The following is a 22533-nucleotide window of genomic DNA, read 5'->3' on the forward strand; positions in this document are numbered from 1 at the left end:
TACACGGCATCGAACGGGCGATACAGATGCGACGCGGCGTTCAGCGCGATCCGCGGCCTCCGGTCTGATCAACGTTGCTGATCGGGATGATGCTGGAACGGAAGGTGCCGGAAGAACAAGTGGGACTTCGGCGTTCGGCCGACCTGTGAACGCCATCCGGGGAACTCGGCGACGGTTCAACTGTCAGGACGACGCCGATCGGGCGTCATAGTCACGGCGGGAAAGCTCGACCCCGTCGAGGTTGGCGTTCGCCCATTCGGCGAGATGTGCGAACAGCGGGGCGAGGCTGAGCCCGAGGTCGCTGATCTCGTACTCGACCCGAGGGGGGACCTCGGGGTGATATGTGCGGATGACCATCCCGTCGCGCTCAAGCTGGCGGAGCCGCTGGGTCAGCACCTTCGGCGTGATCGAGGTTATGCGCCGTTCCAGCTCGACGAATCGTTGCCGGCCATGCTGGTGGAGCGTCCAGAGGATCGGCGTGGTCCACCGGCTGAACACGATCTCCACCACCGGGCTGATGGCACAGGCGCTCTCGGGGTCGGTCGTGGAGTCCGCCGACAGGGTCCTGAGCATCTGGTTCCCCTCTGGGTAGTCACTTTCTTCTAGGTACCTACTGTACCGGTGCTGTTAGCGTTCGACGTGCGGCTGATCGGCCGCGATGTTCGCGTCGCCTGGGGCGTGAACAATGCAACCGACCCCACCTTGGAGAATTACGTGATCGTGATTATGGGGGCGACCGGTAACGTGGGCCGCACGCTCGTACATGAACTCGTCGCCGCCGGTGAGAAGGTGACGGCCGTTTCCCGCGGCGTCTCCGCCGGGCACACAGTTGACGGGGTGCGATACGAGCGCGCGGATCTCGCGGTTCCGGAGAGCCTGCGGCCCGCGCTCGACGGCGCCACCGCGCTGTTCCTTCTGGTGTCCGGGGCCGGCGCGCACCTCAGCCCGCGGGGCATCCTCGACGTCGCGACGGCCAGTGGAGTCACCCGAACCGTGCTGCTTTCCTCGCAGGCTGCCGCAACCCGACCGGAATCACCGTCCCATGCGCCTCTGCGCGTGCTCGAGAACGCCGTCCGCGAGTCGGGCACGGACTGGACGATCCTTCGACCGGGCGGGTTCGCCTCCAACGCCTATGCGTGGGCTGAATCGGTTCGCCTGCACCGGACCGTCGCGGCGCCATTCGGTGACGTCGCTCTTCCGATCGTCGACCCGGACGACATCGCGGCGGTCGCCGCGGCCTGCCTGCGGGACGCCGACCACGCCGGTCGGACCTATGTGCTGACCGGGCCCGAACTCAGCACGCCCCGGCAGCGGGCCGAGGCGATCGGCGCTGTGCTTGACGAGCCGGTGCGTTTCATCGAGCAGAGCCGTGACGAGGCCCGTGGGCTGATGCTGGGATTCATGCCCGAGCCTGTGGTCGACGGCACCCTCGCCATCCTCGGTGAACCGACCCCGCAGGAGCGACGGGTGAGCCCTGACATCGAGCTGGTCCTCGGTCGTGCGCCCCGCACCTTCGCCGACTGGATCGAGCGCCACGTCGCCGCCTTCAGATAAACGGCGCGCGTCCAGCCATGCCCCCGGCCCACCCTGCCTGGTGCTGAGTCATTCTCGACTCAGTCAGATTCGGGTGCGGTTAGATTCGGGTGCGATCCGACTCCGGATCTTTCCGTTACACCATGGGGGGAAAGCTGTGGGGATACGTGCTGCGCTCGGTCGGTTGGGGCGGCCCGGCCGAGCCAGACTGGGAGTCGCGCTGACGGCCGCGGCGTTGGTTGGACCGCTGCTGACCACCGGCACCGCCCAGGCGGCGACGGTCAACCCGGGAAGCCTCAAGCAGATCAACAAGAAAGCCGTCGCCGGAGCTCAGGGCGTCGCGCTCGGCTGGACCTACCGAGCCCAGAAGCCGACGGCTCCCGGCACGATCACCATCGCGGTCCCAGCCGGTTTCTCCGCGCCGCAGTCGACCGCGCCGTCAGCGCCGGGCTACCTCAGCGCCATCTCGGGGTGCGCCCAGTTCCAGGTGGTCGGGACCACCGCCCAACCTGATGGATCGAACGTGATCGCCGTCGCGACGAACTGCGCCGACGGGCAGACCGCGACCCTCTCCTACGGGAACGTCACCGTGCCGACCACACCAGGCACCTTCGCCTTCCCCGCCACCTTCATTCCGACCGGCGCGACGGCGATTCCCTTCGCCGACCCCGGCACCGTCACCGTTTCCGCCGGGGCGCCGGCCAGCCTGACGATCAGCCCAGCCACGTCGACGATCATCCCCGGTGCGACTCAGGCCTACACGGTGCGGGGATTCGACGCATTCGGTAACGAGGTGTCCCTCGACCCGGACGGATCAAGGTTCAGCATCAGCCCGAACGGAAGCTGCACGGGCGCTGCCTGCACCGCGACCACCGCGGGGACGCACACCGTAACCGTGAAGAACAAGGGCCTCGCCACGACGGCGATCCTCACCGTGGGCGCGGCCCCGGCCGAGGCCGACCTCGCCGTCACCGAGTCGGTCAATGTCACCTCGCCGGTCTACTACGACGACGTGATCTTCACGACGACGGTGACGAACGGCAGTGCCACGACGACGGCACACGGCGTGACCGCCGCGGTCGCGATCCCGGCCTGGCTTGTCGCCCCGTCGGCCAGCCCGTCCGGGACGACCACGTTCGCCTCGTCGACCGGCGTCTGGACCATCGGCGACCTGGCGCCGGGCGCGCAGGCCACCCTCACCGTGTCCGGGTCCGCCGGTGACGTCGCACTCGGCGCCCAGACCCTGACCGCCACCGTCTCGGCCACCACACCGGATCCGAAGACGGCCAACAACACCGCCTCGGCGACCGCGACCTCCCAGCAGCTGCCGGCCACCGTCGTCGTCGCACCGGACCCGAACAACCCCCCGTTCCTGGACATCAGCGCTCCCGGCACGGCCAGCTGGACGTTCGGGGTGGTCAACAACTTCAACCCGGCCGCGCCGGCGCCGACCGAAGGGTCGCTCAGCTGGACGTGCTCCACGGCCAGCTTCAATCCGTGCCCGTCCGCAACGGCCGTGGAAACGGCGAATACCCTCGTGCTGACGTTCACCGTCAATGACTTCGCCGTCGACGAGTACAACATTCAGGTGATGTACGACCCCGGCCCCACCGCCAACTACGCGGCGGCTGTCGGCAGTCTCTATTTCGGCACCACCAACAGCGGCGGCTGACGGACGTGCCTATGCCCGGCGGGCCGCGATACCGGCCTGCCGGGCACCGGCATCAGGGCAGCCGCGAACCTGGAACCGTGATCGGACGCATCCGGCCAACGTCGACTTGATGAGCCTGGTGGCGATGCCGCCCGGAGCCAGGCAGCGGCATCGGGCCGGAGGCGCTAGGGCGTTCCGGGCGGGGTCGGTGGTGCGGGCGGGGTCGGTGGTGCGGGCGGGGCTGGTGGTGCGGGTGGCGCGGGTGGTTGCGGAGGGGCCGGCGATCTCGTGGCCAGCTCGGCTTCGATGCCGGGCAGCCAGAACGCCACTTCGAGAGTTTTGAGGGCAGCCCAGCGGGACAGTTCATGCCCGGCCCGCGTCGCGCCGACGAATCCCGCGAGGAAAGCCGCCACGGCGAACGCCGCCAAACCCCGTTCGTGACTGGCAACCAGCTCGACCACGGCGACGCCCGCTGACAGGAGCATCGCGATCCCGGCGTTGCGCAGCGCTATTCCGCTGGCTCGCAGCCGGCTTATTTCCACCGCCGAGTCGGGCGCTTTGACCTCGATGGCCGCGAAGACGAGCGCCTGGTCGACCCGGACGAACGCCATCGACCGGGCGGCGGGAAAGCGGTCGAGAAACTCCGCGCGAGCATCGCGCCCCTGGCCCAGCCACTGCGGCATCCGCCGCCCCAGGAACCGGCGCGGGGCGTATGTCAGATGGCCGAGCAGGTAGCTGGCGATGATCCCGCCCGCGATCAGCACGGTGGAGTTGAGGTCGCCGACCTGCCCGAGATCGATCCACGACGCCCGGTCCAGGACGTACAGCAGCAGCACCAGGTACAGCGAGCCGGGAACGGAGTAGGCGAAGATATCGAAGACGCCGAGGCTTAGATTCACGCTCTCCTCTGTCCGGTCGGTCGGGTCCCACCCGGCTCGGGCAGAGCCGCGGTGCGCGCGTGGTCGTTGACAGCGCGCGCCGCGCGGTGCCGTCGGCTTTCCATGAGTGATTCCGGCCCACAGCATTCGGCCTGGACCGCGCAGAGGGAGGTCGTCTGAGTCCCCTTTCGTTCCGGCGGCGCCTGTCCATCCTTATCCGGTGGACCGCCGGGATGCACGCGGTCGACCCGGCGACCTCGGCGAGCTGTGGGACGGGCGGGTGCCGAGCTGCAGAAGTGCCTGCTCAGAGCCGGCGAGGCCGGTGGTGCCACCAGCAGCGGGTGCTGGCGCGCCCAGCCGATGGAGTCGGATCGCCAAAGCTGACGGTGGCGCGGTCGAGGCGTCGGCCAGACGCGAGCGGGGACCGGCCCCAGGAAGTCCATTCAGCGACCGTGCCAGGTGATCCTTTTTTCATGGAAATCCCGGGCGGATGGCTACCCGACGGGTTTGTGTGGATGCGGAAACGCGCTTTTCGACTCGACTCTCTCGTAAGGGTACCGGCACTGTTGTCCGACTCGCCGAAAGCCGTCTGATATACACGGAATTCTCACGTGTAATGGGGGTGTTGACGGTGACGGTGCCTGTGACCGGCGGTAGCCTGAAGGTCTTGTTTCTGTGTGAACAGTACCCGCCGATCGTATGGGACGGCGCCGGCATCTACACCGCTGTAATTGCGGGGGCGCTTGCCGCGCTCGGCCACGAGGTGCATGTTCTGTGCGCGCAGGGACACCGGATCGTGGACGAGATTCACGACGGGGTGCGGGTTCATCGCCGTCCGCTACTGCGCGTTCCCGTCACGCGCATGCTGGGCCGCTACGGCCGGGTGATCGCGGGCCGTCACCACCCTCGGGACTCGCTCAGCCTGCGCGCGAGCCTCGCCGCGTCCTACGCGTTCTGGCTGCGCCGGCTGGGTCTGCGGCCCGACGTCATCGAGACTCAGGACGGCGACAGCCGCGGGCTGATCCGCATCCTGGGCCACCGCCATCCGCTGGTGATCCACCTGCACTGCCCGACGATGCTGCCGCCCCGGCTGTCGGGCGAGAAGCTGTCCTGGAAGGGACGGGTCGCCGATCGCGTCGACCGGGCCGTCGTGGCCCGGGCCGACGCCGTCACGGCCCCGTCGGAGCTGATGGCCACCACGCTGCGGGAGCTCGGCTGGCTCACGGACCGGCCGGTGGAGATCATCCCGAATCCCTTCGACGCGACCTGCTGGCGCTCGGTCGCTCCGCCGCGGGACACCGAACCGGTCATCGCCGTCGTCGGGCGCATCGAACGGGAGAAGGGCGTCAACATCCTGCTCGACGCCGTCGCCAAGCTGCGCGCGGACGGTCTGGAAGCTCAGATCGTGCTCGCCGGAACGTCCGCGGGGTTGATCGGTGGCGTCCCGACCCGTGCATGGCTGGCCCGCCGGGCCGAGCAGCTCGACGTACCGTGCACGTTCGCCGGACACGTCCCGCTCTCCGACCTGGCCGAGATCTATGGCAGGGCACGGGTCGTCGCGGTTCCGAGCCGCTTCGAGAGCATGTCCATGGCTGCGATCGAGGCGATGGCCAGCGGTCGCCCGGTCGTCGCCACCGCCCGGACCGGGATCGCCCCCTATCTGGAACGTCACGGCGCGGGCGCGGTCGTGCCGCCGGACGACCCCGAGGCACTGGCCGCGGCGCTGCGTCCGCTGCTCGTCGATCCGGAACTCGCCGTGACGGTGGGTGCCCGCGGCCGCGCGGCGGTGGCCGACTTCGAGCCGCGAGCCGTCGCGATGCGCCGCGAGCGGGTCTATCGCCAGGCCATCTCCCGTTTCGAGACCCGCCGCGGAACGAGCTCGCGATAAACCCGTGACAATCCCGCGATGAGTCCGCTCACCGGCGGAGATGTGAACGGCCCGCCGCCCGCGCCGAGTCTCCGGCGGGTCAGGCCAGATGGTCGAGAGCGCCGACTTCCAGGTAGATCTCGACGGGGGAGCGGGTGCTGGCCGCAAGCAGGGAGGCAGGCAACGTGGGGGCGTTACCTGCCTCGTCCGGCGTCGTCTGGCTGACGTGCTCGGCGAGCGCGGCGAGCTGGCGCTCCCGGTAGCCGCGAGCGTCGACCAGCAGTGGCCTGACCTCGCGAACCCGGTCAACGGGGTCGCCGAACACCCGCCGCGGTGACCAGCCCTCGGTGCCATAGCCCCGGGTCCAGGGCCAGTGGGTCCACAGCCACACCCCGTACTCCAGAACCTGACCGGTGTAGCCGGTCGTGGCAGCGGCCCGGCGAGCGGCCGCGCCGCTGGCGTTGTGGTCGGGGTGCCCCTCGCAGGAAACCGGGATGAGCATCTGCTCCGGCTGGCATGCCTCCAGAAGCTCGGCGAGCCGCGCGCTCACCTCGTCGACCCGGTCGGAGACTCCGCCGTCGGGAAAATCCAGGAAGTGCAGCTGCTCCGCGTCGACGCCGAGCCGCCCGCCGGCCCGGCGGGCCTCCTCCCGCCTGATCGCCGCGAGCTCCGCCGAGCTGACACCCGAGCGAGGCGCCGCCGCGCCGTCACTCACCATGGCTATGTGCACCGGCCTGCCGGCGTCCCGCTTGCGCAGGATCGACACCCCGCAGCCGAGCGTCTCGTCATCGGGATGCGGGGCGACGACCAGGGCCGATGTCCGGGCCATCCGGGCCGTGAGATCCACACCGCGGCGTGCCCAGGCCCACCGGAAGCCGCGACGGAACGGCAGCAGCAACTCGTCCCGGCCCAGAAAGGTCGCCGCATCCGCCACGGCGTCACCCTACCCGCGGCTTTCGCCCGTCAGCGGGAGCCGACGCACCGGGCCGGAGGTGCTATGGCGTTCCGGGTGGGTCCGGTGGTGCGGGTGGTTGCGGAGGGGCAGGCGGACCCGGACGAACGCCCACCGCAGGAGGGAGCGGCCCGACTCGGAGAGCCTGTACTCCACGTGCGGAGGCGTGGGTTCGGCGATCCCGACGCGTTCCAACTCCCGCATCCGTTGAGTTGGCATCTTCCCGGTCGTGTCGGGTATCAGGCGACGGATCCGAGCGAAGCATGCTGGCGGTGTCGGAAATTGATCGTGTCGAATTCCGGACACTCAGGTGATTATGGCCAGTGTGTCAAATTCGCGGGGAGTCGGGTGTCCGGTTCGGACGGTGAATCAACCGAAATCGTCCGCACCCCGACCGGGTTGGCGTGGCGCTCGACGCCGGCTAGGTTTCCAGTCAATCGGTCAGTCAGTGACGCGTGGGATCCTGGGATCCTACGTCGTTGGTTTGGTGGCCGAAGTGCAGGAAGTCTCGGCAGGCGCCGCGACATGGTCGGGTCGTCGAAGTGGGTTGGATTATCTATGGTTACCCCCGACGGTACCGCGTGCCGAGTCTTCATCTGGAGATCAGGGTAGAGCTCCCGGTACACGACAACAGATCTGATACCTTCGTTCGATAGGAATGATCAATGACCACGATGGGTACGCGAAACAGATTCGACGCACCGCGCCCCACTCCCGGCGGGGAGCGCGAAATGCTACAGGCGAACCCCGATCAGAAAACCTGGAACGCGGCACTGTCGTGTTTCGACGACGGTTACGGCAGCGCTGCCGCGATCCGGGAGGTCTGGATCGAAGCACCCCCGCCCGGCGACATCGTGCCGGTGGCCACGGCCATCGGAGCGATCTACGCCGACACGTACTGGGCGGGCACGCGGTTTGACATTTCAAAACTGGCCACTGATCTGAGGGCCGCTACTGGTGTGAGCCAGCCGGACTGCGACGCGGCGGCGCGGCGCGCCTTTCAGAAATGGCGTGGCTTGTTCGTCCGGGCCAACCTGAGCGACGACACCAGTATTCCGAAGGCTGGCTCACTCACCGCCAGCCCGGACGTGGTCATAAACGGCCAGGTCGATTTGTCGGTGAAAGAGATCATCAAGCGGTGGGACACTTTCGTGTGGACACCCGAGGTCGGGTACAAGAACTACACCTATGGTCGGGCTCAGAGTCAGAATTTCTTGGTACCCATCGCGAAGCCGATCCTGAGAATGTACTACAGCGATGCCGGTTTCACGCCGCCGCCCTCGACCTGGGTTCAGATGTTCACCTACGACGGCACGAGTGGCACCTCCGAGATGAAGACCGCGGACGGAGGGACGAAGGCTGAGCCGGGTACTCGTGTCGCCGCCAGCTCCGCTTTCGCTTTCGAGCCGCCGGGTTCCGGTCACTACTGCCTGATCACTGTGGTCGGCAGTGAGTTCTTCGCGAACAGCCCGCTCGAGCAGACGGGCAACTGGTCGTCCGCTGAATGGATTCAGTATAACGGTGCCGCGGGCTGGCACAATGTGGACAAGACGGTCTCGAGTCACGAGACACTCAAGTTCTACAATCAGGACTCGCGGCCTGAGCGGTTCGTGTTCGAAGCCCACTGCACTCGGTTGCCGGTCGGTACTCGCCTGTCGCTGGAGTCGTCCGACAGCGGTCTGATCAGCCCGGCCTCCAGTGGATTCGTTGAGATCACGGCGGAGTATCAGGTCGTGAAGGTTGAAACGGAGCTGCCGCCGAACTTCGCCGGTACGCTGAACATCCGCTATAAGACCCCTGATAACGGGCTCCTTCCCGAAGGTTCCGCGATCGACGTGCGGCAGGGCTGGATCATCTCGAAGAGCCATGATCGGCATCTTGACGCCGCGAACCTGGTGGGTCGCGTCGAAGACCACATCCTGGGTCGGCCGCTGACCGTCCCGATGGGCAACTTCACCTTCCTGGGTACTCGGTGACATCGAGCCACCGCGCCAGATGATCTCCTCGCTGGCGGATCGGAACAGGGCGAACGAGCGAGTACCCAGCTTCGCCTGGATGAGACGTCGGCGAATCACGATCAGGGAGACGCGAACTGCCCGCGGACGCAAGGGGTGCCTCCGCGGGCAGGCTTGCGCCCGGCTGGCGGCGCGCGAGTGTCCGCAGCCGGGCTCGGCGGCACGCGGGCCGTGTCGGCGCGGACTCCGTCCGGCGATCCGGACCCGGGCTATGCCGGAAGTGACCGGCTGGCATCGGCCTTACGCAGGACTACCTCGAGGCTGATGCCCTCGGCGCGGATCGTCGCGCCGCCGAACACGCTGGCCGTGGCCAGCTCCTCGAACCGGTCCGGCGTGTAGGCGCGGCGCCGCAGCCCGCGCAGCGTCCGTCTCGTCATGGCCCCGCTGATCCGGTTCAGGCGCATCGACGCCACCTCGCGGTTGATGTCGGTCGCCGTGGCCAGATGGTTCATGTCCTCGATGACCGCMGTGCCGTCGGGGCGCAGGACGCGGTGGATCTCGTCGAGCGCCTTCCCGGGGCGGGTGAAGTTCTTGAACGCGGCCTGGCAGACGATCAGGTCGAAGCTGTCCGCCGGGAAGGGTATCTCGGCCGCGTCGCCGTGCCGGACGTCGACGCGGACACCCGCCGCGGCGGCCTGCTCGGTGACGATGCCCACGAACGTCCGGCTGATGTCGAGCGCGCTCACCGAGTACCGGCCCAGGCGCGCGATCTCGATGGCCAGGAAGCCGGGCCCGGGGGCGAGCTCCAGAACGGCCGCACCGTCGACCAGGCCTTCGGTGAGCGCGGCGGCCTGCTTCCGGTAGGCGTCACGCTGGGGCCCGGTCCCGCGCAGGCGCGTGTACCAGCGCGCAATCGGGCCCTCCATGGTCAGCCCGCCGAATCTCTCCCGTCGGCTGTCCTTCATCAGGTCGTCTCCTGTATCGGTCGGCCTGAGTTACCGGCGCGGGTCGGTGTTGGCGGTGTCGGTGGTGTTGGTGGAAGTGGTGGAGGCGGTGGCTGTGGCGGCGGTGGAGAAGCTGGCGGCGGGATCGGCGACCGTCGGCTGGTGCCCGGCTCGCCGCGAGGCCCGCGCATCGGCCAGGAACTCGCGGGTGAACATCGCTGACAGGACGGCGGCTCCGCTTCGGCGGACCCGGATCTCTCCCCGGTCGACCCGGCCGGTGAGGCGGATCGTCCGCCCGGCGAGCGCGCCGCGGCCACAGGCGTCCTTGACCCGGCCTCGATGGGTGAAACGCAGACCCCACTGGTCGACGAGGGCGTCGTCGGGCACCAGCAGCTTGAGCACCGAGCGGTCCAGATCGACCCGGACCTCGACATCACCGGCCGGGATGCCGGGGGAGCGCAGGTCGAGCAGGGCGCCGCCCCGGCGGGCGCGGACCTCGAAGATCCGGGCGGTGGTCCAGTGGCCAAGCCTGCGCACGGTGGCCTCGAACGCCTGGACGCGGACCGGTGCGTCGACCGCGTTGACCGCGTCGACGGTGAGGTTTGCCATCGTGGACCCCCTAGGGTGAAGGCAGTGGTCGCTGGCCGAGCATCTCGGTTGAACGAGTATCTCGGTTAAACGAGATACTAGGAGGGGCGAGAGAGTTTGTCGAACGACGATGGCCGCGCCCGGATGGAGGCCGACGTCCTCGCCGCGGTCGTCCGCATGATCGCGGGGGCGGTCCTCTACAGCCACGAGGTGGCGGAGAAGATCGGGCTCGGCCCGAGCGACACGCAGTTCCTGACCCTCCTCGAGGTGCACGGACCGCTGACGCCAGGGCGCTTGGCCGACCTGAGCGGCCTGCGGACCGGCACGGTCACCGGAGTGCTCGACCGCCTCGAGCGTGCCGGCTACGTCCGCCGGGAGCGTTCCACCGAGGACCGGCGGAAGGTCATCGTGTCCCGCGTCGAGGAGCGGATCGCCACGGACATGGGTGCGTTCTACGGTTCCAAGGGTGCCGGTCTGATGGGGCTGCTCGGCCGCTACGACGACGCCGAGCTGGCGATCGTGGCCGACTTCGTCACCCGCCTCGCCCAGCCCTGAGCGGGAGCCCGCGAGCGACTTCGCCGGGTGGGATGGCCCGGTGAAGTCGCTCGGGATTCTGCTAGGAACCCGCGTCGGCGCCGAACCACCTGGCCAGCGCGACCCCGAGCATCCGCTGATCCTCGCCGACCCACGCGACGTGCCCGTCCGGCCGAAGCAGCACCGCCGGCACGTCCAGCTCTTCGCTGATGTCGACGACGTGGTCGACCCGGTCGGCCCAGCCGCCCACCGAAAGCCGCCCCGTCTGATCGAGCAGCAGCCCGCTGCCGGTGCGCATCAGCTCGAACAGGCGCCCATGCCTGAGCTGGACGTCGCGCAGTCGCCGCCCGAGCAGGGCGTGGCCCGCACCAAAGTCGTATCGGATGCTGATAGCCGTGATCTTCTCGATCAGGAAACGGTTGACGTCGTCGAAGTCCATCAGCTGCGCCACCAACCGCCGAACCGCCTGCGGCCCGGGTTCGTTGATCGTCAGCTGCATCTGTGCACGGGTGTTGTTCAGCACGTCGGCGGCCACCGGGTGCCGCTCGGACTCGTAGCTGTCGAGCAGGTCGTCCGCCGCCCATCCATTGATTTCCGCCGCCAGCTTCCAACCCAGATTGAACGAGTCCTGGATCCCGAGATTGAGCCCCTGCCCACCCATCGGCGGGTGGATGTGCGCGGCGTCCCCGGCCAGAAACACCCGTCCGACCCGGTAGCGCTCGGCCTGGCGGGTCGCGTCGCCGAAGCGCGACAGCGAGCGGGGGGAGTGCACGCCGAAGTCGGTGCCGGCGTACCTGCGCAGCTGTTGCCTGAACTCCTCGAACGTCGGCGGCACCGAACGGTCTTCGGCCACGCCCTGCGCCGGCACGACCGCGCGGAACACCCCCGGCTTGCCCGACGGCCCGATCCCGAACCGCTTCTCGGTCCTGCGCACCTCGGTCATCACTGCGGCGATGTCATCCGGGGACGCTGTCACCTCCATCTCGCCCAGCAGCGTGTCGATTCTCGACGGCTCGCCGGGGAACCCGACCCCGAGCAGTTTCCGAACCGTGCTGCGCCCGCCGTCGCAGCCGACGGCAAACCGTGCCCGCAACGGCATTGCAGTCCCCTTTTCAAGGTGGACGGCCACGCCGTCGTCGTCCTGCTCCAGCCCGACCACTGAACACCCGCGCCGGATCTCGGCTCCGACTTCGGCCGCGTGCTCGGCGAGCAGCCGGTCGGTGCGCGTCTGCGGAATGCCGAGCACGTATCCGTGTGCGGTGTCCAGTCCGGTGGGAGCGGGCTTTTCGATGCCCGCGAAGAATCCCCGGACGCCGCCGGGAATCATCGGGTACTGCGTGCCGTTCTCGAGGAACCGCTCCAACAGCCCCCGCTGGTCCAGCACCTCGATACTGCGCGCGTGCAGGCCGAGCGACCGGACGAACGGCGGTGGCTCGGCATCCTTCTCCAGCACGAGCACCTTGACGCCCTGCAGGCGCAGTTCGCTCGCCAGCATCATTCCGGTCGGCCCGCCGCCGACGATGATCACATCAAACATGTACACCCCCACCGTGTGCCGACTCCCTGTTGGCGAATGACCCGCTGGCGCTGCTGATCGGGATGGTGCTCGACCGGCGAGTATCGGAAAGAACGAGTGGGATGGGACTATCCGTGTCGATCTGACACCCGCACCGGATCGTCAGGGCGTCGGGCCGTCGGAGTGTTGGGCGCCGGGCGTCCCCGTGCCACCGGATGTCCGATGGGGCCGGTTGTCGTGGGTTCGGTCGATGAGAGCGGCGATGCCGTCGAGGATCCGGTCCACGCCGAAGAGGAACTCCTCGGTCTCCTCGAAACCCGCCGGGTCGCCGCCGATCTCGCCCGCCCAGGCGATGCGGTGCAGCCGCGGATAGGTCTGCGCGTCGACGAGCTCGCGCAGCAACGCCTCGAAGCCCCAGACAGGCGGCGGGCCGCCCCTGTCCGACCCCGCCGCCGCGTCGGCCCCGGCACCAGGCCCAGCCGCAGCCCCAGCTCCAGCTCCAGCGCCGGCCGCAGCCGCAGCTCCAGCCCCAGCGCCGGGTGCGACGGCCGCCCGGGCGGCGTCGTGGGCCATTCGGGCCTCGCTGAGCGTGTACGAGCTGAGCAGGCCGATCACGCGGAGCTTGTCGGTGTCGGACAGGCCGGTGTCGTCGAGGGTCTCCAACCCCTTTTCGACGAAGGTCAGCGAGTTCGGCGCGACCGGGGGCGCGGCCATCGGCATCTGGGTGATCCAGGGATGGCGGTCGATCATCTGGCGCTGGACGATCGCCCAGGCCCGCAGTCGGCTCCGCCAATCGTCGCCCTCCAGGACGAGGCCTTCGGCGCCCAGCGCGCTGGCGTTCCACATCATCTGGAGCAGTTCGTCCTTGGTGGCCACGTGCCGGTACAGCGACATCGTCGTGTAGCCGAGCTGCTTCGCGACGCGGGCCATCGACACCGCGGCCAGGCCCTCGGCGTCGGCGATCCGGGTCGCCGTCGCCACGATCGCGTCTACCGATAGCCCCGGTCGCGGCCCGCGCTGACCACGTTCGCGGCGGCCCCAGAGCAGGTCGAGGCCCGGCGGTAGCGGCGGTGACTTCTCGCTGGCCATCGGCCTCCCTCCTCGATCGCGAGGATACGACTTGACGTGAACTGTGTATCACGCATACCTTCTGTGTATGCCATACACAGTAGCTGCGGACGGGATCCGCAAGTCCTATGGCGGCCGGGTCGTGCTCGACGGCGTCGACCTGGCCATCGAGCAGGGTTCCGTCTTCGCGCTTCTCGGTCCGAACGGGGCCGGCAAGACGACGATGGTGCGGATCCTGGCCACCCTCGTCGCCCCCGACGCGGGAACGGCCGTGATCGCCGGCTGTGATCTGCTCCGCGACCCGATCGGAGTCAAGAGCGCGATCAGCCTGACCGGTCAGTACGCCGCGATCGACGATCTGCTGACCGGCCGGGAGAACCTCGAGATGATGGCGCGGCTGCGCCACCTGCCGAGGCGCGAGGTCCGGCCCCGGGTCGACGAGCTGCTGGCGGAGTTCGACCTGGTCGACGCCCAAGACCGCCGGGTGAAGACATACTCCGGCGGGATGCGCCGGCGCCTCGACCTGGCGGCAGGCATGGTCAGGCGGCCCGTCCTGGCGTTCCTCGACGAGCCGACGACCGGGCTCGACCCCCGCAGCCGCGAGCAGCTCTGGGAGACGGTCCGCCGCCTGGTCGACGAGGGCGTCACCATCCTGCTCACCACCCAGTACCTCGAGGAGGCCGACCGGCTCGCCGACACGGTCGCCCTGCTCACCGCCGGCCGGATCGTGGCCCAGGGCACCCCGGAAGAGCTCAAGTCGAGCCTGGGCGCGGAGGTCGCCCGACTGCACTTCGCCGACCCGGCTGACTACCGCGTCGCGCTCGGCCACCTGGAATCGACCCACTCGGAAGGGGCCCGCGCGGAGGTGGCCCGCGCGGACGAGGCGCTGCGCGTCATCGACGTCGTCACGGACGGCTCGGCGGCCCAGGTCCACGCGTTGCTCGGCGGCATCGCCGCCATCGGGGCCCCCGCGGCCCGGGTGTCCACCCATCGCCCGAGCCTCGATGACGTCTTCATGTCCCTGACCGCCGACGGTGCGCCGTCCGCGCCGCAGCCCCGATCGGAGATCGTTCGATGAGCCTCGCCTACGCCGTGACCGACTCGCGAATCATGGTCGCTCGCTGCCTGCGGCGGTCGCTGCGCGACCCGGAGGCGTTCTTCACCGCCCTGATGCTGCCGATCGTGCTGATGCTGTTGTTCGTCTATGTGTTCGGCGGTGCGCTGAACACCGGCGGCAGGTACGTCGACTACGTCGTACCCGGCCTGATTGTGCTGTGCGCCGGGTTCGGGGCGGGGACGACGGCGGTGTCCCTGGCCACCGACATGACCAACGGCATCGTGGACCGGTTCCGTTCGATGCCGATCAGTGGGCCGTCAATCCTCATCGGCCAGATCGTGGCCAGCCTGGCCCGGAACCTGATCGCGACCGCTCTGGTGATCGGGGTCGGGCTCGGGATCGGCTGGCGCCCCACCACGTCCGGGCTGAGATGGCTCGCGGCCGTCGCGATGATCATTTTCTTTGTCTTCGCGCTGTCGTGGCTGGCCGCCGCGGTCGGTCTGCTCGCCGGCGGGCCCGAGGCGGCGAACTCGTTCACCTTCGTGCTGATGTTCATCCCGTATGTCAGCACGGCTTTCGTCCCAGCCGGCACAATGCCGGCCGTGCTTCGCGGCTTCGCGGAGCACCAGCCGTTCACGCCGATCATCGAGACGATGCGCGGGCTGTGGATGGGGCAGACCTCGACCGGCGTGGAGCTCGGCCACGAGGCGTGGGTCGCGATCGCCTACTGCCTGGGCATCCTCGTAGTCTCCTACGCCTGCGCGTCCTGGCTGTTCCGCCACCGCACCGCGGCGTGACGCCCAGCCGTCATCGACCTGCGCGGTTGGTTGCCTCGAAGGTCCAGACCCCGGTGCCCGCGGTGGGGGACTGGCCCACCTTGTAGTCGGCATGCACGGCGACCGTGGTGAGGCCAGCCTCCTGGAGGAGATCGTCGAACTCGTCGAGGTCCCAGATCTGGAGGGTGAACGGCTCCAGCTCGGCCTGCACCAGGCGGCCGTCACGCCACAGCTCGTACCGGCACCAGCTGGTCTGGCACCTCGGCCATGCCTCTCCCTTTCGGACGCGCACGCGTTGGGTTGCCAGGTCAGGGTGCTAGCAGGATGTCGGTGAGCGCATCAGCGTATCGATTGACGAGCCGGTATCGGAGGTATACGCGTTGTCGTGAGCCGGGCGCCCTTCCTCCCAGGCCGCCAGCAGGCGCAATGTCGCGGCGGACTCGGCGTCGGCGGGCAGATACGTGATCATGTTCTGCTGGTCGCCGGAGAGTCCGAGCGTCTCGAAGCGCAGCGTCAGTGGGCCGACGACTGGGTGGCGGAACGCCTTGATGCCGTGCGCCTTTGCGTGGACCTCGTGCTGGGCCCAGAACGCGCGGAACTCCGAACTCGTCCGTGACAGATTGTCGACCAGCTCGGTCGTCGCGCGGTCGGCGTTCGCGGCGCTGGCCACGCGGAGAATCGCCACGGCGTCGCCGGCGACTCGCGGCCAGTCGAGGTAGAGCCGTCTGGTCGCCGGATCGACGAACAGCAACCAGACGGCGTTGCGGTGCTCGGGCGGCAGTACCGCGAAGTCACAGATCAGCGCCGCGGCGAGCCGGTTCCACGCCAGGATGTCGAGGCGGGCGTTGACGACCCGCTCGACGGGCCGATCGTTCGCCGAGGACCTCGTCCACATCTGGACGTTCGGCTCGGACGGCCTCGTGACCAGGCTCCAGGACATCCAGGACTCCGCCGGAGTCGCCGCCGCCCTTCGGCCCTGACCCGGGGACGCGTCATCACGAGACCGGAGTTGTTCTCCGCGACGTCACGGCCGTAGTGCGTCCGCTTGGCCCGCCTGACCTTTACTGCCTCGTCGGCGGGTCAGGCGCGGCCTCGCCGAGGACGAGGGCCTCGAAATGGCGACAACCATCGGGCGGGGCATCGCTGTGGTGGGACAGGATATGTTCCAGCAGTTCGCTGGCACCGAGCAGCTTCTCGGCCTGTGTGCGTAGCTGATCGATGCGGCCTGCGACAAGCTGGGACCAGTCGCGGGTGGCTGCCGGGCCGGCGAGAATGTCGCCGATTTCCTCGAGGCTCAGCAGGCCGGACCGTTGCCAGTAGCGAATGATCGCGAGTTGGCGGATCTCGCCTGGCCCGTACCAGCGCCGGCCGGCATGGCGAGATCGGGGCGCGATCAGCTTTCTTTCCTCGTAGTAGCGGATGGTTGACGCCCGTATCCCGAGCAGGCGAGCCACCGCGTCGATGGGGATCAGGTCCGGCTGGGGAGCGCCCGTCGGATGCAAGGTTGCTCTACTCACGGTCGAACTCCTGCGCCTGCGTGGTCTTGCGTTCAAGCCGGCTTGAACCGACAGGATCAACAGCTGCCATCGTCGCACGCGGTCCGGGTCCTACCGATGCCGTTGTCGACGGTGCGGGCGAAAGGACGTGACGAGCGCATGGATCCGACCCCCCAGGAGCCGCGCCCGCGCCAGTCCGGGCTGGCACGGCGTCTCATGGTCGACCTGACACCGTTTCGCGGCTCGTCCGACCTTCGAGCGCTGGTCATCGGGCAGACGGCGTCGGTCGTGGGAAGCCAGCTGACTGCGGTGGCAGTTCCCTACCAGGTCTACCAACTGGCCCATTCCTCGCTGGACGTCGGCCTGGTCTCGCTGGCAGTGCTCGGGCCACTGCTCGCGGGATCGTTGCTCGGCGGGTCGGTGGTCGACAGCGTGGACCGTCGACGGCTTCTGGTCGGCCTGGAACTTCTGATGGCGCTAATCAGCATCGGTCTCGCTGTCAATGCCTGGGCCGGGCCGGCGCTGTGGCCGCTGTTCGTCGGCCCGGCGCTGATCGGCGGCCTGGGCACGAGTGAGGACGCGGCGCTGAGTGCGGTGCTGCCCGCCGTGGTGCACCGCACGGAGGTGGCTGCCGCCAACGCCTTGCTGCAGGCCGTCTTCCAGTTCGGACTGGTGGTGGGGCCGGCTGGGGCGGGCCTGCTGCTGGCCACGGCGGGGCCTGGCGCAGTTTTCCTGATCGACGCGGCGACCTTCCTTGTCGCGGCGGTGGCCACTCTCCTGATCACCCCGCAGAAACCCGCGAGTGGCAGCCGTCCGCCAGGGTTTCGCTCGATTGCGGAGGGGCTGCGTTTCGTCCGTGGCCGCGAGGACCTTCAGGGAGTCTTTCTCATCGATCTGAACGCCACCGTGTTCGGCCTGCCTCGCGCGCTGTTTCCCGCGCTGGCCACCGGCGTTTTCGGTGGCGGCGCCACGACCCTCGGGCTGCTTTACGCCGCGCCAGGACTGGGTGCTCTGGCGGGTGCGCTGTCGAGCGGATGGGTTGGCCGGATCGAACGCCAGGGGCGCGCCGTTATCCTCGCCGTTCTCGCGTGGGGGCTGGCAATCACCGGGTTCGGTCTCGTTCGGCTGCTTCCCGCCGCACTGCTCCTGCTGGCGATCGCAGGCTGTGCTGATGTGGTGTCCGCCGTTCTGCGCGGCACCATTGTCCAGCTGTCCGCGCCTGCGGTCCTGCGCGGTCGCCTCGCAGGTTTGCAGATCGCCGTGGTCACGGGCGGACCGCGGCTGGGTGATCTCGAATCCGGTGCGGTGGCGGGCGTCGTCGGCGCCACCGGGTCGGTTGTCCTCGGTGGTGTCCTCTGCCTGGCCGGCACAATGGCGCTTGTGCAGGCGCTCCCAGGTTTCCGCCAGCAGAAACAGGACCCCGCGGAGGCCCGCATGGCCGGCTACCGCACGGGCAGCGGCCGGCCGGTCAGGCGGGCGCCGCGTCGACATCGGTCGAGTGGCTGACGGCTTCCCAGGAGTCGAGGTCGGCCCGGCGCCGGTCCTGGGCGGCCCGAATCGACTCGACCGCATCCGTGCCCAGGGCAAGATGCAGCGGCGCGGCCGGCGCGGCCGGCGCGGCCGGCGCGTCGAGGGCGGCGACGATCGCGCCGCCCCCACCGGCCTTCGACGCCCTGCGCCAGGTAGTCCACGACGTCGCCCGCACGACCGACCTGGCCGCCGCCGGCTGAGCGCCGCCCTTCCCGGCGGCACGCCCCCCGCGGTGCCAGGTCAGGCACATCGGGCTCGTGTCGGCCTTTGACGGTATGTATCGCTACCCGTAACGTTGCGCAGCATGGACCCGTGGACTTCGGATCCGGTCGAAGACCTTTCAGGGGCAGACACGGGATACGAGTCGGAGAACTCGGCCCACTCGGACGCGGAGTACGACACGGCGGCGGAGTACGACACGGCGAACGAGTGGCAGGACCGTCCCCCCTCGAACACAGGGCGTGGGCGGGAGGAGGCAGCTGGCCCGGCCGGGCGCCACGGGCGCCACGGGCGCCGAAGGCCGTGGAAGTTCGTCGCGCTCGTGACGACCGTGGCCGCGGTCCTCGCGGTCGGCGTCACCGCGACCATCGTGGACGTGGTCGCGCCAGGCAGGAAGAGCCATCCCGTCGTCGGGTTCGTGCCGACGGGGGCCTCCCCTGAGCAGGACGGTGAGCAGATCACCACCGCGTTCCTGAGTGCGTGGGCGGCCGGCAGGCTCGAGCAGGCAGCCAGCTACACCGACAGCCCGCAGGCCGCCGAGGAGGCCTTCGCCGCCTACCGCGAGGGCCTCCATCTCAGGACATTGAGCGGCTCGTCCGCCGGCGCCACCAGGCTGGCCGGAAACGCGACGTCCGAGGCCACGCCGACGCCGCGGGTCAAGGTCGCCTTCGCGGTGAACGCCCTGGTCGCAGCCCCGGCAGGCACCGGGATGATCAGCGGTACCTGGAGCTACCACTCGTCGCTGGTCGCCTACCAGAAGCCGGACTCGCCTGCGTGGTCCATCGCGTGGGCACCTGACGCCCTCGCGCCGAACCTCACCGCTGCCACACACCCCGCCGCCGTCCCGCTGGCTCCGACGGCCACGTCCGTCGTCGACTCCAGCGGCAACAGCCTCACCTCATATCAGGACGCGGGCCTGAACACGATCGCGGGAATCCTGAAGTCCAGCCCACCCGAGGACCTGGGGCAACCGGGACTCGCCGTCGAGATCCAGTCCGCCGCCGGTACACCGGTCAGGGGCACCCAGACAGTGATCTCCGCGCCGGTGGCCGGCACTCTGGCCACCACCATCAGCGCCGGGGCGGAGCAGGCCGCGCGCGGTGCCGTCGCGGAGCATCCGGACAGTTCCCTTGTCGCCATCCAGCCGTCGACCGGCCACATCCTGGCCATCGCCAACAACGCCGGCTACAACGACTTCGCGCTCACCGCGGCGGTGGCACCAGGCTCGACCGAAAAGATCATCTCTGCGGCGGCGCTGATCAGCCACGGGGTCGTCACCGCGAACACCCCGGTCGCCTGCCCAGCCGTCTACACGGTGCAGGGCATCAGCTACCACAACGACAAGGGCGAGTCCCAGCCGGCGTCGACGCCTTTCTCCCGCAACTTCGCCCAGTCCTGCAACAACGCGTTCAGCCAGTGGTGGCAGCAGGAGAGCAACGGCCGCCTCGCCTCGGTCGCCAAGGAGTACTTCGGCCTCAACCAACCCTGGGACATCGGTCTCGGCCGGCCCGCGACCTACTACAACCAGCCGGCGACCGCCAGCGGCTCCGAACTGGCCCAGAACATGTTCGGCCAGGGCCACCTCACCGCGTCTCCGCTCGCGATGGCCTCAGTGGCGGCCACCGTCGCGGACGGGACCTTCAAGCAGCCCATCCTGCTGCCCGGAGCCTCGCAGATCGCCGCGACACCCCTGCCCGCCGGCGTCGACTCGCAGCTGAAAACCATGATGCGCGAGGTGGTCGCCGAGGGCACGGCCGCCGGGCTCGGTTTCGGYCCGACCGTCCACGCCAAGACAGGGACCTCGGACGTCGACAACCAGGAACAGCCCAACAGCTGGTTCGTGGCCTTCGACCCAGCCCGGGACGTCGCCGTCGCCTGCCTCGTCCTCAACGCCGGATACGGCGCCCAGTTCGCCGCCCCGGAAGTTCTGCACTTCCTGTCCAGCTTTTAGGTACTGAGCAAGCAGGCGAGGCGGGTGACCACGCGGTGTCGGTGACCGATCAGGAGATCTGAGCGGCCGGGAGCGTTGTCGCAGGGGCGCCGAACCAGCGGGAGAGAGCGTCTCGCAGCGTGAGTGCGGCTGTGTCGGTGGGCTCGGCGATGGATGCGGCCCAGGCGATGTGGGCGTCCGGGCGGATGAGCAGCGCGTCGGCGGGTCGGTGATCGGTTTTGGCGGCGTGGATATCGATGCGGTGCTGCCAGCCCTGGGCAGCTGCGCGGAGTTCGGGGCGGTCGGCGAGGTCGAGGAGGAGGGGCCGTGCAGTGGGCGTGAGGTCCGCGACGCTGGTGGTGCCCTGGTCGGTGTAGAGGGTGAGGTTGGGCGCGAAGGTGCCGGTCAGGGCGTGCTGATCGGGGTTGGGCAGCGGGTGGCGGACGTCCGAGCCGGCGATCATGGCTGCGATGCGGCGCAGGGGCTGTTCGTCGGCGCACAGTTCCAGGAAGAGGTCCCGGAGGGCGTCGGCGGCTGGGTCCTGGCCTCGGCGCAGTGCCACCTGTGCCTGGGTCTGGTACATGGCGCGGGCGCCGGCGAAGTGGCGCTCGCCGTGGTAGGTGTCCAGCAGGCCGGCCGGTGCCCAGCCGTGGATGTCGGCGGCCAGCTTCCAGGCGAGGTTGACCGCGTCGAGCATGCCGACATTGATGCCGATGCCCGTGGCGGGAAACTGGTGAGCCGCGTCGCCGGCCAGCAGGAAACGTCTGTCGCGGTATCTTTCGGCCTGCCGGGCCTCGAATCCGTAGCGTGACAGCCGGATCACTTCTTTGACGGGAAGGTCCACGCCGAGCACCCGGCGGATGCTGTCCTGGAACTCGGCCAGGGTCATGGGTGCGTCCCCGTCGACGTCGGCGGGTTCGTCCTCGGTCGTCTGGACGAGCAGCATCTCTGGGGTGAGCCACCCGAATCCGAACACGCCGCGGTCTGTCCGGGTGAAGGAGGCCGCACGGACCCGGCCGAATCCGGGGAGGTCGAGGTCGCCGTTGTCGAGACGCGTCACGGAATCGGGCAGAGTGACCTGGCCCAGCCGGTTGACCTCTGGATAGGTCGTGCCGGCGAAGTCGATGCCGGCGAGGTCGCGCACCTGGCTACGCGGGCCGTCGCAGCCCACCAGGTACCGGGCGCTCGTCCGGTACAGCCCCTGGGGGCCGCGCACGTCCGCGGTCACTGTGGCCTCCTCCTGGCTGATCCCCACGACCTCGTGGCCGCGGCGGATCTCAGCGTCGAGTCCGCGAGCGTGCTCGTCGAGCAGGCGTTCGAGTCGCGGTTGCGGGAGATGCACGCCCCAGATCGGGGAAACCGCCAGGTGTGAGAGGTCCAGGTGCACACCGCCGAACTGGATCCGAGGAGCCGTGTGGATCGGACCGACGCTGGCCGCTTCGACCCGTTCCAGCAGGCCCCGGTAGCGCATCAGCTCCAGGACCTGCCCGCTGAAACCGTTCGCCTTCGGCGTCTCCTGCGGTAGCGGCTGCCGCTCCAGTACCAGCGGCCGGACTCCGGCCAGGCGTAGCTCGGCGGCCAGCATCAGGCCGGTCGGACCGGCACCCACGATGATCACCTCGGCGTCCGTCATGAGTTGCTCCCCACGCAGTATTTCGCCGCGTTCCCGTTCGATCCGGCCATTGACAACAACGCACACATTTCGCGGCTCCTCATTCCGTGGGTTCCTGCCTCGGCCACGGATTCTGCGGCATGAACGGGGTCTTGCCGCAAGCCCCCCGCTGTGCTATATCTTAGAAATGGAAGGAATAGCTGATATGCTGTTCCTCGACGTCCAGCTGCGGACGGTCAACCCTCGCGTGGGGTGAAGAGCAGGCGATCCCCTGGATGGTCTCCGGGCGATGCATGCCTTCGACCTGGCTCCGCCCCGCGGGAACTCTGCCGGCGATGGTCGGGTGGAGACATCGGCCCAGYGGTCCCAGGAGACGTCGACAAGGTCGATGAGCCCTGCTGATCGGAATGGGCGCTGGACCAGTCAG

22 protein-coding genes are annotated in these 22533 nt (G+C 69.1%); 9 read left to right on the forward strand and 13 right to left on the reverse strand.

Annotation, left to right across the window (positions count from 1 at the left end; all coding sequences use genetic code 11):
- Positions 1 to 183: 183 nt before the first annotated feature.
- Positions 184 to 573 (reverse strand): helix-turn-helix domain-containing protein, encoded by a 390-nt coding sequence (locus CcI49_RS11250; RefSeq protein ID WP_054568439.1) that lies wholly within the window; start codon positions 571 to 573, stop codon positions 184 to 186.
- A 141-nt stretch (positions 574 to 714) separates the two neighbouring features.
- Here CcI49_RS11250 and CcI49_RS11255 point away from each other — a divergent pair, with 141 nt between their 5' ends.
- Together CcI49_RS11255 and CcI49_RS11260 are read left to right on the forward strand one after the other, a co-directional pair.
- Complete coding sequence (locus tag CcI49_RS11255) at positions 715 to 1554, forward strand: NAD(P)H-binding protein (RefSeq protein ID WP_054568622.1); 840 nt, start codon at positions 715 to 717, stop codon at positions 1552 to 1554.
- A gap of 136 nt (positions 1555 to 1690) precedes the next feature.
- Positions 1691 to 3205, forward strand: coding sequence for a DUF11 domain-containing protein (locus CcI49_RS11260; RefSeq protein WP_083749432.1), 1515 nt, complete (start codon positions 1691 to 1693; stop codon positions 3203 to 3205).
- Between the two features lie 164 nt (positions 3206 to 3369).
- On the opposite strand, the gene CcI49_RS42525 is transcribed toward CcI49_RS11260, so the two are convergent.
- Complete coding sequence (locus CcI49_RS42525) at positions 3370 to 4083, reverse strand: hypothetical protein (RefSeq protein WP_076826202.1); 714 nt, start codon at positions 4081 to 4083, stop codon at positions 3370 to 3372.
- A 610-nt stretch (positions 4084 to 4693) separates the two neighbouring features.
- Between CcI49_RS42525 and CcI49_RS11270 the strand changes: the two genes are divergently transcribed.
- Complete coding sequence (locus tag CcI49_RS11270) at positions 4694 to 5950, forward strand: glycosyltransferase family 4 protein (RefSeq protein ID WP_241840004.1); 1257 nt, start codon at positions 4694 to 4696, stop codon at positions 5948 to 5950.
- A 79-nt stretch (positions 5951 to 6029) separates the two neighbouring features.
- Here the strand turns inward: CcI49_RS11270 and CcI49_RS11275 are convergent, their stop codons facing one another.
- Together CcI49_RS11275 and CcI49_RS43215 are read right to left on the reverse strand one after the other, a co-directional pair.
- On the reverse strand, positions 6030 to 6863 hold the full coding sequence (locus CcI49_RS11275) for a PIG-L family deacetylase (RefSeq protein WP_076826205.1): 834 nt from the start codon (positions 6861 to 6863) through the stop codon (positions 6030 to 6032).
- 9 nt (positions 6864 to 6872) lie between these two features.
- A complete protein-coding gene (locus tag CcI49_RS43215) occupies positions 6873 to 7187 on the reverse strand; it encodes a winged helix-turn-helix transcriptional regulator (RefSeq protein WP_076826207.1) in 315 nt (104 codons plus the stop codon).
- A 359-nt stretch (positions 7188 to 7546) separates the two neighbouring features.
- Here CcI49_RS43215 and CcI49_RS11285 point away from each other — a divergent pair, with 359 nt between their 5' ends.
- A complete protein-coding gene (locus CcI49_RS11285) occupies positions 7547 to 8857 on the forward strand; it encodes a hypothetical protein (RefSeq protein WP_131831059.1) in 1311 nt (436 codons plus the stop codon).
- A gap of 248 nt (positions 8858 to 9105) precedes the next feature.
- Here the strand turns inward: CcI49_RS11285 and CcI49_RS11290 are convergent, their stop codons facing one another.
- Positions 9106 to 9801, reverse strand: coding sequence for a class I SAM-dependent methyltransferase (locus CcI49_RS11290; RefSeq protein WP_054568434.1), 696 nt, complete (start codon positions 9799 to 9801; stop codon positions 9106 to 9108).
- A 30-nt stretch (positions 9802 to 9831) separates the two neighbouring features.
- Positions 9832 to 10389 carry a hypothetical protein gene (locus CcI49_RS11295; RefSeq protein ID WP_054568433.1) on the reverse strand — a complete coding sequence of 186 codons (558 nt, stop codon included), beginning with the start codon at positions 10387 to 10389 and terminating at the stop codon, positions 9832 to 9834.
- 96 nt (positions 10390 to 10485) lie between these two features.
- On the opposite strand from CcI49_RS11295, the gene CcI49_RS11300 reads away from it, so the two are divergent.
- Entirely contained in the window at positions 10486 to 10923 is a 438-nt protein-coding gene (locus CcI49_RS11300) for a MarR family transcriptional regulator (RefSeq protein ID WP_054568432.1), read from the forward strand.
- 61 nt (positions 10924 to 10984) lie between these two features.
- Here the strand turns inward: CcI49_RS11300 and rox are convergent, their stop codons facing one another.
- Together rox and CcI49_RS11310 are read right to left on the reverse strand one after the other, a co-directional pair.
- Positions 10985 to 12439 (reverse strand): rifampin monooxygenase, encoded by a 1455-nt coding sequence (gene rox, locus CcI49_RS11305; protein ID WP_076826286.1) that lies wholly within the window; start codon positions 12437 to 12439, stop codon positions 10985 to 10987.
- Positions 12440 to 12580: 141 nt separating this feature from the next.
- Complete coding sequence (locus CcI49_RS11310) at positions 12581 to 13507, reverse strand: TetR/AcrR family transcriptional regulator (protein ID WP_076826211.1); 927 nt, start codon at positions 13505 to 13507, stop codon at positions 12581 to 12583.
- A 67-nt stretch (positions 13508 to 13574) separates the two neighbouring features.
- Here CcI49_RS11310 and CcI49_RS11315 point away from each other — a divergent pair, with 67 nt between their 5' ends.
- Both CcI49_RS11315 and CcI49_RS11320 read left to right on the forward strand, forming a co-directional pair.
- Complete coding sequence (locus CcI49_RS11315; protein WP_076826214.1) at positions 13575 to 14564, forward strand: ATP-binding cassette domain-containing protein; 990 nt, start codon at positions 13575 to 13577, stop codon at positions 14562 to 14564.
- A complete protein-coding gene (locus CcI49_RS11320; RefSeq protein ID WP_076826216.1) occupies positions 14561 to 15340 on the forward strand; it encodes an ABC transporter permease in 780 nt (259 codons plus the stop codon). The genes CcI49_RS11315 and CcI49_RS11320 overlap by 4 nt, the downstream gene beginning before the upstream one ends.
- Before the next feature lie 10 nt (positions 15341 to 15350).
- On the opposite strand, the gene CcI49_RS11325 is transcribed toward CcI49_RS11320, so the two are convergent.
- The 3 genes from CcI49_RS11325 to CcI49_RS11335 form a co-directional block, all read right to left on the reverse strand.
- Positions 15351 to 15611 carry a hypothetical protein gene (locus CcI49_RS11325; protein ID WP_198955502.1) on the reverse strand — a complete coding sequence of 87 codons (261 nt, stop codon included), beginning with the start codon at positions 15609 to 15611 and terminating at the stop codon, positions 15351 to 15353.
- A 24-nt stretch (positions 15612 to 15635) separates the two neighbouring features.
- Positions 15636 to 16259, reverse strand: coding sequence for a hypothetical protein (locus CcI49_RS11330; protein ID WP_076826218.1), 624 nt, complete (start codon positions 16257 to 16259; stop codon positions 15636 to 15638).
- Positions 16260 to 16380: 121 nt separating this feature from the next.
- Positions 16381 to 16836, reverse strand: coding sequence for a MerR family transcriptional regulator (locus CcI49_RS11335; protein ID WP_158230747.1), 456 nt, complete (start codon positions 16834 to 16836; stop codon positions 16381 to 16383).
- A 138-nt stretch (positions 16837 to 16974) separates the two neighbouring features.
- Between CcI49_RS11335 and CcI49_RS11340 the strand changes: the two genes are divergently transcribed.
- Positions 16975 to 18321: an MFS transporter gene (locus tag CcI49_RS11340; protein WP_158230748.1), complete on the forward strand. Its 1347-nt coding sequence runs from the start codon at positions 16975 to 16977 to the stop codon at positions 18319 to 18321.
- Here CcI49_RS11340 and CcI49_RS43220 read toward each other — a convergent pair.
- Positions 18284 to 18595 (reverse strand): hypothetical protein, encoded by a 312-nt coding sequence (locus CcI49_RS43220; protein WP_241840005.1) that lies wholly within the window; start codon positions 18593 to 18595, stop codon positions 18284 to 18286. The genes CcI49_RS11340 and CcI49_RS43220 overlap by 38 nt on opposite strands.
- A gap of 54 nt (positions 18596 to 18649) precedes the next feature.
- Here CcI49_RS43220 and CcI49_RS11350 point away from each other — a divergent pair, with 54 nt between their 5' ends.
- Positions 18650 to 20515 (forward strand): penicillin-binding transpeptidase domain-containing protein, encoded by a 1866-nt coding sequence (locus CcI49_RS11350; protein ID WP_076826223.1) that lies wholly within the window; start codon positions 18650 to 18652, stop codon positions 20513 to 20515.
- Between the two features lie 49 nt (positions 20516 to 20564).
- Here CcI49_RS11350 and CcI49_RS11355 read toward each other — a convergent pair whose 3' ends face one another.
- Complete coding sequence (locus CcI49_RS11355; protein WP_054568422.1) at positions 20565 to 22127, reverse strand: FAD-dependent monooxygenase; 1563 nt, start codon at positions 22125 to 22127, stop codon at positions 20565 to 20567.
- Between the last annotated feature and the right edge of the window lie 406 nt (positions 22128 to 22533).

This window comes from Frankia sp. CcI49 (assembly GCF_001983215.1).
In the GTDB taxonomy this organism is placed as follows: domain Bacteria; phylum Actinomycetota; class Actinomycetes; order Frankiales; family Frankiaceae; genus Parafrankia; species Parafrankia irregularis.